The organism is Pseudomonas sp. B19125 (genome assembly GCF_044218855.1).
GTDB lineage: Bacteria > Pseudomonadota > Gammaproteobacteria > Pseudomonadales > Pseudomonadaceae > Aquipseudomonas > Aquipseudomonas edaphica.
This window is the reverse complement of sequence record NZ_CP162589.1, coordinates 2,243,685-2,256,014: the sequence shown is the minus strand read 5'-3', so window position 1 is coordinate 2,256,014 and position 12,330 is coordinate 2,243,685. Positions and strand designations below refer to the sequence as shown.

Sequence of the window (12,330 nt, the reverse complement as noted above, 5' to 3'; positions counted from 1 at the left end):
TATTTTCAGACCGCATCAAGGTGTGCGATTACGCCGAGTCTCGATGATGTTCGGCAACTGGGAAATCCGCCCCAGCAACCGCCCCAACGCGTCCAGCCCCGGGATCTCGATGGTCAGGGACATCAACGCGGTGTTGTCCTCTTTGTTCGAGCGGGTGTTGACCGCCAGCACGTTGATGCGCTCGTTGAGCAGCACTTGCGACACGTCACGCAGCAAACCGGAACGGTCGTAGGCACGGATGATGATGTCCACCGGATACGTGAGCACCGGCACCGGGCCCCAACTGACCTGGATGATGCGCTCGGGCTCGCGCCCTCCCAGTTGCAGCACCGAGGCGCAATCCTGGCGGTGAATGCTCACGCCACGCCCCTGGGTGATGTAGCCGACGATGGCATCGCCCGGCAATGGCTGGCAGCAGCCGGCCATTTGCGTCATCAGGTTGCCCACGCCCTGGATCTGGATATCACCGCGCTTGCCAGGCTTGTAGCCGGTGGCTTTGCGCGGAATCAGTTCCAACTGCTCGCTGCCGCGCTCCGGCTCGACCAGTTGCTGGGCCAGATTGACCAATTGCGCCAGGCGCAAGTCGCCAGCACCGAGGGCGGCGAACATGTCTTCGGCGATCTTCATGTTGGCTTTTTCGGCCAATTTGTCGAAGTCCACCTGTGGCAGGCCCAGGCGCGCCAATTCGCGTTCAAGCAAGGTCTTGCCGGCCGCGACGTTCTGGTCGCGCGCCTGCAATTTGAACCAATGAACGATCTTCGCCCGTGCCCGCGATGTGGTGATGTAGCCCAGGTTCGGGTTCAGCCAGTCGCGGCTCGGTGTGCCGTGCTTGCTGGTGATGATCTCGACCTGTTCACCGGTTTGCAGGCTGTAGTTGAGCGGCACGATGCGCCCGTTGATCTTGGCGCCCCGGCAGTTGTGGCCGATTTCGGTGTGCACGCGGTAGGCGAAGTCCAGCGGCGTGGCGCCCTTGGGCAGGTCGATGGCGTGGCCGTCGGGGGTGAAGATATAGACCCGGTCCGGCTCGATATCCACCCGCAGTTGCTCGGCCAGGCCGCCGATATCGCCCAGTTCTTCGTGCCATTCCAGCACTTGGCGCAACCAGGAGATCTTCTCTTCGTACTGGTTGGACCCGGCCTTGACGTCGGTGCCCTTGTAGCGCCAGTGCGCGCAAACTCCAAGCTCGGCCTCTTCGTGCATGGCGTGGGTGCGGATCTGCACTTCCAGCACCTTGCCCTCGGGACCGATCACGGCGGTGTGCAGCGAGCGATAGCCGTTTTCCTTGGGGTTGGCGATGTAGTCGTCGAATTCCTTGGGGATGTGCCGCCACAACGTGTGCACGATGCCCAGCGCGGTGTAGCAGTCGCGCATTTCCGGCACCAGTACGCGCACGGCGCGCACGTCGTAGATCTGGCTGAAGGCCAGGCCCTTGCGCTGCATTTTGCGCCAAATGGAATAGATGTGCTTGGCGCGGCCGCTGATGTCGGCGTCGACGCCGGTGGCTTGCAACTCGGAACGCAGTTGGCCCATCACGTCGGTGATAAAACGCTCACGGTCGAGCCGCCGCTCGTGCAACAGCGTGGCAATTTGTTTGTATTGGTCGGGTTCGAGGTAGCGGAAGGACAAATCCTCCAGCTCCCACTTGATATGGCCGATGCCCAAGCGGTGCGCCAGCGGCGCGTAGATGTCGAACACCTCGCGGGCCACGCGGTTGCGCTTTTCGTCGTCGGCGGTCTTGACCGCACGGATCGCGCAGGTACGTTCGGCCAGCTTGATCAGCGCGACGCGCACGTCGTCGACCATGGCCACCAGCATTTTGCGCAGGTTTTCGACCTGGCCCTGGGTGCCCAGCACCATGGACTGACGCGGGCTGAGGCTGGCGCTGATGGCGGCCATGCGCAGCACGCCGTCGATCAGCTTGGCCACCACCGCGCCGAAACGCTGGCTGACCGTCGGCAACGGGATATGCCCTTCACGCACGCCACGATAAAGCACGGCGGCGATCAGCGAATCCTGGTCCAGCTTGAGATCGGCGAGGATCTCGGCGATTTCCAACCCGGTGCGAAAGCTTGAAGTGCCTTCGGCCCACAGGTTCTTGGCCGCATTGTCTTGCTGTTCAGACTCACGAGCGAACTCGCAGGCTGCTTTCAAGGCTTCACGGTCCAGTGCCGGGTCGACACTGACGGCATGATCCAGCCATGCCTCGAGATTGATACTGCCGTCGGTGTTGATCGGCTGGTGTGCTCTCACCTGTACCATCTTGCTTACCTTCCCTACGACGCACCTTGGATGCGCCAAAAATCATCGCTGACCTGCTGCGTAACCCTAGCGGTGCAACCATTAGGCTAGGTACCACTCCCTGACAGGTCACGGCCCAGGAGACGACAGGCCAGTCGGATTAAACGGGCATCCTAGCCCGCTTCAAATAACGCCATGGCCTCGACATGCGCTGTTTGCGGAAACATGTCGAGGATCCCGGCACGTTTTAGCCGGTAGCCTTGCTTGACCAACTCAACCGTGTCCCGCGCCAGCGTGGCCGGGTTGCAGGACACATACACCAAGCGCTTGGCCCCCAGGGTGGCGAGCTTGCGCACAACCTCCAGGGCACCGTCACGGGGTGGGTCCAAGAGTACCGCAGAAAAGCCCTGTTTGGCCCACTCCGCGTCGGTCAAAGGTTGGGACAGATCGGCCTGAAAAAACTGCACATTATGCAAATTGTTGCTGACGGCGTTCTGCGCTGCCCGCTCGACCATGGCTTGCACGCCCTCTACCGCCACCACTTCGCGCACCTGTTTGGCCAGTGGCAGGGCAAAGTTGCCCAGCCCGCAAAACAGGTCCAGCACCCGCTCTTCGGCCTTTGGCGCCAACCACTCCAGGGCCTGGGCGACCATCGCATCGTTGACTCCGGCGTTGACCTGGACAAAATCTCCCGGACGGTAAGCCAGTTCCAGATCCCACGCCGCCAGTCTAAAACCAAGCGCCTGACCCGGCTCTACCGGCTCCGGCTGGCCCTCGCCATGCAGCCACAATTGGGCGTCATGGAAGGTGCAAAATTCTTTCAATACCTGCAGGTCCGCTTCGGACAGCGGCGCCATGTGCCGCAGCAACACGGCAATTGACGAACCACTGAACAACTCCACATGCCCCAACGCCTGTGGTTTGCTCAGGCGGCGCAGCATGTTCGGCAAACGCTGCATGATCGGCTGCAAGGCTTGTACCAGCACCGGGCAATCATCGATAGCGACGATATCCTGGCTGGCCACGGCGCGAAAACCCACCTCAAGCTGTTTGGCCTTGGCATCCCAGCGCACCGCCACACGGGCGCGGCGACGGTAGCCGAACTCCGGCCCGCTCAACGGTGCCGCCCACTCTTGCGGTTCGACACCGGCCACACGGGTCAGTTGCTCGGCGAGCATGCGCTGTTTCAGGGCAAGTTGTTCGTCATGGGGCAGGTGCTGCACGCTGCAACCGCCACAGCGGCCGAAGTGCGCGCACGGTGCCGGGCGACGCAGTTCGCTGGCCTTGAACACACGCTCGGTACGCGCCTCGACGATTTTGCCGTGGGCGCCCAACACCCGCGCTTCGACTTCTTCGCCGGCCAGCGCGCCATTGACGAACCAGGTGCGGCCTTCAAAGAACACAATGCCGCGGCCATCGTTAGCCAGGCGCTCGATGGTCAGGCGTTGCTTCTTGCCCACCGGAATCTGCGGGGCGCGGCTGCCGCCCGTCGGCTGAAAGCGCAGGCCTCTCTCGTGCTTGGCCATCAGTTGGGTTCGTCGAAGATGCCGGTCGACAGGTAGCGGTCGCCTCGGTCACAGATGATCGCGACGATCACCGCGTTTTCAACTTCTTTGGACAGACGCAACATACCGGCCACAGCGCCACCGGAGGACACGCCACAGAAGATGCCTTCTTCACGCGCCAGACGGCGGGTGGTGTCTTCGGCTTCACGTTGGGCCATGTCGATGATGCGGTCCACGCGCGTCGCGTTGTAGATCTTGGGCAGGTACTCTTCAGGCCAACGACGGATACCGGGAATGGCCGCGCCTTCCATCGGTTGCAGGCCGACGATCTGGATCGCCGGGTTCTGCTCCTTGAGGTAGCGCGAGTTACCCATGATGGTGCCGGTGGTGCCCATGGAACTGACGAAATGGGTGATGCTGCCTTGGGTCTGGCGCCAGATTTCCGGGCCGGTGCTGGTGTAGTGTGCCTCGGGGTTATCGCCGTTGGCGAACTGGTCGAGCACCACGCCACGGCCTTCGGCGACCATGCGCTCAGCGAGGTCACGCGCGCCTTCCATGCCTTCTTCCTGGGTGACCAGGATGAGTTGGGCGCCATAGGCGGTCATCGCCGCCTTGCGCTCGGCACTGCCGTTGTCGGGCATGATCAAGACCATCTTGTAACCCTTGATCGCCGCGGCCATGGCCAGGGCGATGCCGGTGTTACCCGAGGTGGCTTCGATCAGGGTGTCGCCCGGCTTGATCTGCCCACGCAGCTCGGCGCGGGTGATCATCGACAACGCCGGGCGGTCCTTGACGGAACCGGCCGGGTTGTTGCCTTCGAGCTTGAGCAGCAAGGTATTGCTGGTTTCACCCGCCATGCGTTGCAAGCGGACCAGGGGCGTGTTGCCGACGCAATCGGCGATTGTAGGGTACTGCAAGGTCATGGCGTATTCGCAATCCAGACTGCGGGGGCGAACATCATACCGGGAAAGGCCGGCGGGCCATATCACGCAAAGTGTGGTGCTTATTCAATACAGATATAAGCGCAGTCAGTCGCTGCCGACAAATGCCGCCCATTCCTGCGCCGTCAACTGCAGAACGAGGTCATTCTTGGCTGAGAGCATTGCCACAGCAATCTCGCCCCCCTTGATAAAGTAAGCATTTTCGCTCAAATCCCCGACTTGGACTTGCTCTAAAGCCTGCTGATACCGCTCATCGTACGGGCTTCGCGCCGCCTCAAACATTAAAGGGTATTTGAGCTCCAGAAACGTCACCCAATATTCTTTATCCTTGAGTAAATCCGGCCAATTGATTCGAGCCTCATCACGAATAATGGCCAGGCGATATTCATTCAACACCTGCGGATCAATTTCCACGACGGGTGTAGAAAAACGCATCGTGAGCGGCAGGGGTAGATTCAGATCCTGCGCCAGGGCGAGCCGACAACCCAGCAAGAACATACTGTGTTCAACGCCTGAATGGGCTGGATAGTCTAAAGTGGCTCGCTGCTTGATGGACGCGATCCGATTAGATCCTCGGTAATAATTCAAAAAGTCTGCTGCCACGGCTTGACTGCCTGGTGCCAGCATCTGCAACGGCAACACTGCAAGCTCCAGATCATTCAGGCACAGCAGCCAGCCATCAGCCTGGGCCCGGATGTACTCCAAGGGCTGCTCAAACAAAACCCGTTCAATGTGTGTGTCATGGGTGGCGCAGTCAATCAATTGCCAGACTCTGCGGCTGATGTCCTCGCGCAATGCTCGATACTTGGCAGCTAAAAATGGCGGATAGGCGGCAAAAAACCCTAGCAGCACGCGAAAGCTCTGGGAATTACGATTCGCATCGATCAAAGACCAAAGCGCTCGACGTTGCGCTGTCTCGCCGGCGGGAATCGATATCAACCAGGGGTCAACGGAAGACAACACCGTGAGTGGAGCGTCCGACACGCCGAAATGAACATTCTGGTAACCCGGTCTTTGTTGGTATTGGCGGATCACCTCCAATGTGCTCGCAGCCAACTCGTTGCCCTGCAAATCCATTGCACGATGGACATTGAGGTTCAGGCCCAGATCCATTTCGGTCAGTACATGAAGCTGATTGTCGCGCAGATCGAAGGTACTCAGACGTCGCAGAGTCACCGCGCCCCGGGGCAACTGATGGATGTGTGTATTCTTGAGGTTGAGGACTTCCAACGCCTTCAGACGATACAGGTTCAGCCGGCTGCCTTGCCCCAGAGGGTTATAGGACAGGTCCAGCCAGGTCAGGCGTGTCAACTCTTTCAGACCCAGAACATCCTGCAAATTGGGCCGAATACGATTGTTCGACAAATTCAGTTGTTGCAAATACCGCAGCTCTGACAGCCCTTGAGGCAGATGATCCAACAGGTTGCCATCAACAGAGAGACCGCGCAGAAACCCAAAGCACCGGAGGAACTCTGTCGGCAGTGTTTGCAACTGATTGTTCCTCAAGCTCAGCAGATCGACGTGGGAAAAGCTCGCAGTCGTCTCAGGCAGGTCATTCAGGGCGAGGTCGTCGAGGTAAAGCTCATAGGGCATACCACGTACGGACTCCTGTCGGCTCCAGCAACGTCGAATACGTTCAGAGGCTTGAAGGTGTGCGCTCAAGTTCACACTATCGCCCAGCAAGCACCATCGCTCCAGGCTGGCATTCAAGGCCTCCTGTTCAGAAAAAAGTTGATTGATGGCGGACTGTCGCTCCGCGAAGGATTCCCCCAGGTTGAGGACTCTCTCACTCGCCTCTGCATCGGTCTTGGTCGGAAACAACTTGCGCCACTGCGCCACCTGCGCAGCCGCTACGCCACCTGAACCGCCATCGCCGCTCAGCGGATAACCAATACGCCCATCACTGAGCCGTTGCGGCGGGTTAAACCAGGGGCGTGGCTCCATACCGAGCAGCTTTTCAATATTAAACCGGGAGTCGCCGAGCGCTGGCTGGGTTTCCAGTCGCCGCGCAATCTCCTGTGTCAGTTCTTCAACACCCGTCACATGGGTGTAGCCCAAGGCCTGGCGCTCCGCCGTCGGCAGTGCATTTAACAAAACCACCAGAAACTCACCGTAGCCGCCTATCGGTTGGCGCCCGCCGTTGATTTGCACCGTGTACGCCTGGTACTGACCGTCCTGCACCTCCAGCACACGCTTATGCGGCGAGTCAGTGGCGCCGATGCTGTCAATCAGACGCCCTCTTTCCCACACCTCGACCCGCAGGTTCTTTGGCCATCCATTGATGTCCGACAGTGTCCGCAGGATTAATTTCGCGCTGTCTTCATCACCGGTGATAGGCATATGTACCCCCTCCAAGGCGCGCGCCTTGCGCAGAGAATGCAACCACCAACGCACGAGTGGCGTAAGCGTCAACGGCACGCGACCGGCCTCCAGACTACTTCGCTCAGCAGGCGTGGACTGACTCACCAAGTCTTGGGCAATGACCGCAGTCAAACCGGGAAAGTCGCGCTGCAGCACTTGCGCCAGAGGGTCGGACGACTGCGCGCTTTTATGACACAACGCCTTGAAAAAAAGCCGCTCCATCCTGGGTTTATTGGTCATAACCTTGGCCTCCAGCACGGACACCTGGTCCGCCCTGCTGACTCCGGCGCGCCCGACCAGTGCATCGGCATTGGCCGGCCCAATCTCTCCCAGCAGTTCATCAAGGAAATCGCGCCCCAACGCGGTGCCCTCAAGCGTCTCCATGCCTTCCAGGTGCGTCTTGAGCCGCTGATGAATCGTGAAGCGCTCGACGGTCTCTCTCAGGATAGCGGGAGGCCGTTCATTACGTGCGTGCATCCGGCGCAGGATGTCCGGCGTCACTCCACTTATCTGCTGGATCTGCACAATGGCATCCGGCGTCAACGCACGAAACGATGGCCCGAGGCGATAAAACGGCTTCTGCCCGTCCCAGGTCAGCGGGTTCTCCCATTCGTGGCGCCAGGCGCCCGCGCCATTGTGGGTCAGCACGGGTGCATAGGCCTGCTCCAGCAATGGGTGTTGAATACGCCAGGGGACCAGCCCTTGCCCCTGGATGACTTTGAAATAATTTCCCTCGATAAACACGAAGCGATCGTTGCCCGGGCTGTAAAGGCCGAGCGCGTCAGGCTCGGGCACCATATTTGACGTCTCGACAACGCTGGCGTATTGCCCGATCTCACGGCGTGCCGGATAGAACCTGCCATCGGCCGTACGGTTATTGAGCAAGGCCTGGGCGACTGTGTGCCGGAACTGAGAGGCAGCGCCCTGCTCGTCCCACCCCAACCGTAACAGGTCGGTTTCAGAGATTTGGCTCACGACCGTTTGATATAAATCATCGGTTTCGGTCGACCTTGGTTTGGGGGATTGAATGTCAAACAACGAGAACTGTCCGCGCCCGTGATCGATCACGACGATGGTTTTGTCCAGCGGTCCCCGTGAAACATAAGGTATCGCTTGCGCTTCAGGGCTGATGACGAGTACCTGGCCGGTCAGGTCGCGCAGTGCTTGGACGGCAAACTCCGTAGCCCAGTTCTGAATTTTCTGACTGAAGCGCCGAGGATGGAGTACGCCGTCAACCATGGTTTCTGCGCGTGCCACCTGACGGGCAGAGCGCAGCGCGGTGTAAAGCGCTTCGGGTTGCAGTTGCGATTGCAGGAGTTGTGCCTGCTGATGTTCCGACAACGGATTTCGGCGCAGCACTTCCAGCAACCGTGCCCGGCTCAATCCGGGGTGCAAGGTATGTAACTGCTCAATCACGGGGTGCGGCGGGGTAGCGCTGGCAACGCTGTCAGGCAGTAATCGAAGCACTGATGCTGGTGCGCCCGTGGCCGCGGATCGACTGGTATCGGCATACACCGTGAGTGCCTCAAACAGATCAATGCGCAACGCGTCGGCTTTATCGGCAAGTTGCTCGACCAACGTCGACCTGCGCGATAAAAAAACGTCGGGTAGCAAATCGACAATAGCCTGGGGCAAATGAGCGCTGATCCGGCGTGGCGTTGAATAAGCGAACAGTCCGCTTTCCAACACGGTGACCGTGACCACTGCCGTGGTCTTGTGATCCGCACGTTTGCTATAGCGCCGTACTTCCACGCCTTGCGGGTTTTGAATGCTCAAGGATGTGCTTTTCGGCCAATCCTTATGCTGGGTGAGTAGCGGAGCGAGAATCTCAACGGCACCGACCGCCTCGGGAAGGTTAGCGTCGGCCCCCTTGGCAGCCCAGTCGATCAGCTTGTCGACGTTAAACCGATTCACCGCCTCAACCAGCGATGCCGAGGGCGGTGCTCCATCCCATACCTGGTCCAGGTCGGCTCGCGAGCTATTACTGAGGCTGACGATCCGCTCTAACGTTTGTGTGGGTACGTCGGTGGCGCCCATCATTTTTTCAACCAGTTGGCCGCCTGTCTGACTCTTGCGCTCAGTGGTCGTCATCAGTCTGCTTTGCTGGGCCAGCCGGCTATACAACGCTTGATGCCGGCGCCTGACCGTCGGGGCCAAACGTCGGTGCAAAAACCTGCTGCTGAGCAAGTCAGCGATATCTATCGCCAATTGCACCAAGTTTGCGCGGCTATCCTCTTGCAGCGCCTGTAAAAATGTCAGCCCTATTGAAGTGAACAGGGCGAACGCTCTCAACCGCCCCAGGCCTTTCAAAGGCCCTGGCACCGGGATCAACAGCAGGTTGATGATTTCACCGAACAGCGTCTGGGAAAACTCAAGCAAGGTGGCCATGGCGCCCGGCGTTTCATGCGCCAATACCTTGAGGTTGGCTCGGCAACGCTCGATGTAAAAACGATAGAGGCTGACTGTCGGCGCGTTGTAAACGCTATCGCGCTTGTAGCCGATGTGGTTGACCTGGGTAAGCCTGCTTGCACGCCCGCACAACCGGTATAAGAACTGCGCAAATGCATTGAGCTCCTCCGGCCTGCTTTCTTTCGCCGGCCTGGCGTTCAAGCGCGCGTAGTCTGACAGCGACATGGACTGATACAACCACCCCATTTCCTTTCGCGCATGAAACGCCTTGAAGCCGACATAAAATTCGTTGGCAGCCTCCGAAAACTTGTCGTAGTGCTTGAGGGCACCGCCAGGCCGGTCGGGGAAATAGCTGAACGCGCCTTTGCATCCTTTGACCGAGAAAATCACATAAGGAATGCTCAGGTAGTCACCTCTTGGCAGGTCCGTGTATACGCCAAACAGGCCATAGCGTTCGGTCCCATTGATATTGTTCGGGCCATAGGGAATGAACAGTTTCACTTCTTGAGTGACATCCCAAGGCGACTCGCCTGAAAACGCACCCACCACAGCGTGGTATTTTTCCCGGTCAACCCGGCTCCGGTCGGTGGTCCTCAAGGCCTCTATCAACGCGAATTCAAGTTCTGCAGTTGCCAGCGCCAACACCTGCGCGCCCAATAGCGTGGAGCTCTGCAGCGCGCTGTCCAGGCGCGTGCGCAATTGGGTGCCAAGATTGAGTTCGCGCACCAGCTCGATGAAATCCGCCGCGCTGATTCCGACATTCGAATCCAGATAGCTGGCCTCCTTCAGGCTGACATGCCCCGGAAAGCCCCACCCCGACAAACCGCTGTAGTTCATGCAGGCGGCCTCCCACAGGGTGACGCTGGACAGGCCCTCGCTGTCCACGCGGTCATCTATCGCGCGTGGAACTCGCAGGGTTGGGTTGTTTGGCGTCGATGTATCAGCCGGTTTCACATAGCGGGTATGGATACGCGCAACCTTGGGATCAACCTCTTTGCCGGCCAGTGCTTTCAGCCTTGCAGTCAGGCTCGCCAACAAGGTGGTTTCAAGGTCCGCGCCGAGTTGCTTAATAGCCGCTTCGAATGTGGTTTGTGCGCTGACGTAGGCCTTTTGCAAACGTATGTAGTCTTGCTGCTCTTGCTCATCAAGGCCGCCGAAAAAGCGCTCAAGTGTCTTGCGCAAAGGTAACAAGACGCGTGTTATGGACCACTCTGCGCCAGTCATCAACGGCCCTTGGGCTTGTTGTTCCTGGATATACGCAGACAACGTATCCATGGGTCGAAGTGGGAGTGTCTCTTCAGGCTCTGTCATTTTTCCCTCAAAGGGTGTGATAAATGACGAGCCTAATCAGCGGCGCTTACGCCAGGCGGTAGCTATGTAGCCTCTACGTGATTACGCTGGTAGACCGCCTCGCCCATGGCGGCAATCTGGCCTTCGATCAACGCATCGAAAGGCTTGAGCAACGCGTCAAATGAAGCCGGGGCTTCGAGTACCTGCAACGCTTGCACGATTGCTTCCACCGTCGACAAAGCGCCCGGGCCGGGTGCCTTGCGTAACCGATAACGCGACACGCGCTCGCCCGCCAGGGCCACGCGCGGCAAAGCCGCCAACAGCGGGTTGAGGTGCAGCAGCTTGCGCGCCTTGCGCCAAGTGCCATCGGGCACCACCAGCAACAGCGGTTGATCGCTCGGCGTATAGGTTTGCAACGGCTCAGCATCGTCCGCCGGGAACAGCAGGCGTGCCTGATAACCCGGCGGGCTCAACAGCATGGCCAGGTCATCAAACACCTCGCCCACCACCAACTGCGCATTGTTCAAGCCCAGTGCCGCCAAGCGCGCAGTATTGAGCGCGTGATTGACCTCACTCGGGTGCTGCAACAGCAAGATGCGTGTGCGGCTGTCGAGGCTGGGGATCAGCGCGCACAGACAGTGGGTAACGGGCCTGAGGCAGCGAGGGCATTGGGGTCTGGACATGGTTTATCAGGCCTGGTTGAGCTGCGCTTTGAGCAGATCGCGGAAAGTCTGGATCAGCGGTTCGCGACTGCGGCCACGGCGCATGATCATGGAAAACGGCGCCTGGTAGCCGAAGGTTGCCGGCAACAAAACGCGCAAGTCACCCTTGTCGGCCCAGGCTTGGGCGTAGTGCTCGGGCAGGTAGCCGATATAGGCGCCGGACAGCACCAGGATCAACTGGGCTTCCATACTTTCCACGGTGGCCGCGCTGTGTTTGAAACCATGCCGCGCCAGTTCGGCCTGGCTCCAATAGCCACGGCCGACCATGCGTTGCTGGGTGATCACTTGTTCGGGGATACGCCGCTCGTTGAACAGCGGGTGGCGCGTGCTGCAATACAGCCAGTGCTGTTCGCGATACAGCGGCATGTAGATCAGCCCGCTCATGCGGTTGGAGAACGCGCCGATGGCCAGGTCCAGGCGATTGTCCTGCACGCCCAGTTGCAGCTCGTAAGGGCTCATCACCGACAGATGCAGATGCACGGCCGGGTGTTCGAGGCTGTAGGCGCCGATCACTTCGGCGAACGGCAAGGCCTTGTCGCTGACGGTGGAGTCCAGCACGCCCAGCTTGAGGGTGCCGCGCAGCTCGCCTTTGAGGGCGGCGGCGTATTGCTCGAAGCCTTCGAGTTCACCTAAGAGACGCAAGGTTTCCTGATGGAACAGCTCGCCTTTGCTGGTCAGGCTGAATCCGCCCCGGCCGCGATGGCACAGCACCAGGCCCAAGGCCGATTCGAGTTGGCTCATGTAGGTGCTGATGGCCGACGTCGACAGGTTGAGTTCGTGCTGGGCATTGGCAAAACCCTGGTGGCGCACGACGCTGACGAAGATGCGCAGGAGTTTCAGGTCGGGCAAGGCGTTGGCCATTTG

At 59.6% G+C, this 12,330-nt stretch carries 6 protein-coding genes; all 6 read right to left on the bottom strand.

The window, feature by feature from the left end; genetic code table 11:
* Positions 1–15: 15 nt before the first annotated feature.
* Positions 16–2,259 carry a GTP diphosphokinase gene (gene relA, locus AB4P96_RS10350; protein ID WP_017134872.1) on the bottom strand — a complete coding sequence of 748 codons (2,244 nt, stop codon included), beginning with the start codon at positions 2,257–2,259 and terminating at the stop codon, positions 16–18.
* Positions 2,260–2,411: 152 nt separating this feature from the next.
* Positions 2,412–3,764 (bottom strand): 23S rRNA (uracil(1939)-C(5))-methyltransferase RlmD, encoded by a 1,353-nt coding sequence (gene rlmD / locus AB4P96_RS10345; protein ID WP_099548853.1) that lies wholly within the window; start codon positions 3,762–3,764, stop codon positions 2,412–2,414.
* Entirely contained in the window at positions 3,764–4,666 is a 903-nt protein-coding gene (gene cysM, locus AB4P96_RS10340; RefSeq protein ID WP_395600743.1) for a cysteine synthase CysM, read from the bottom strand. Before cysM ends, rlmD begins: the two co-directional genes overlap by 1 nt.
* Positions 4,667–4,771: 105 nt before the next feature.
* Positions 4,772–10,765, bottom strand: a complete 5,994-nt coding sequence (locus AB4P96_RS10335) for an NEL-type E3 ubiquitin ligase domain-containing protein (protein WP_395600742.1) — start codon at positions 10,763–10,765, stop codon at positions 4,772–4,774.
* A 62-nt stretch (positions 10,766–10,827) separates the two neighbouring features.
* Positions 10,828–11,427, bottom strand: coding sequence for a tRNA-uridine aminocarboxypropyltransferase (locus AB4P96_RS10330; protein WP_017134868.1), 600 nt, complete (start codon positions 11,425–11,427; stop codon positions 10,828–10,830).
* A 6-nt stretch (positions 11,428–11,433) separates the two neighbouring features.
* Positions 11,434–12,327, bottom strand: a complete 894-nt coding sequence (locus tag AB4P96_RS10325; RefSeq protein WP_017134867.1) for a LysR family transcriptional regulator — start codon at positions 12,325–12,327, stop codon at positions 11,434–11,436.
* Between the last annotated feature and the right edge of the window lie 3 nt (positions 12,328–12,330).

What these genes read in the sequence shown, in the direction of transcription:
- relA (WP_017134872.1), bottom strand. Translation starts at nt 2,259, where the DNA reads ATGGTACAGGTGAGAGCACACCAGCCGATCAACACCGACGGCAGTATC.
- AB4P96_RS10325 (WP_017134867.1), bottom strand. Translation starts at nt 12,327, where the DNA reads ATGGCCAACGCCTTGCCCGACCTGAAACTCCTGCGCATCTTCGTCAGC.
- cysM (WP_395600743.1), bottom strand. Translation starts at nt 4,666, where the DNA reads ATGACCTTGCAGTACCCTACAATCGCCGATTGCGTCGGCAACACGCCC.
- rlmD (WP_099548853.1), bottom strand. Translation starts at nt 3,764, where the DNA reads ATGGCCAAGCACGAGAGAGGCCTGCGCTTTCAGCCGACGGGCGGCAGC.
- AB4P96_RS10335 (WP_395600742.1), bottom strand. Translation starts at nt 10,765, where the DNA reads ATGACAGAGCCTGAAGAGACACTCCCACTTCGACCCATGGATACGTTG.
- AB4P96_RS10330 (WP_017134868.1), bottom strand. Translation starts at nt 11,427, where the DNA reads ATGTCCAGACCCCAATGCCCTCGCTGCCTCAGGCCCGTTACCCACTGT.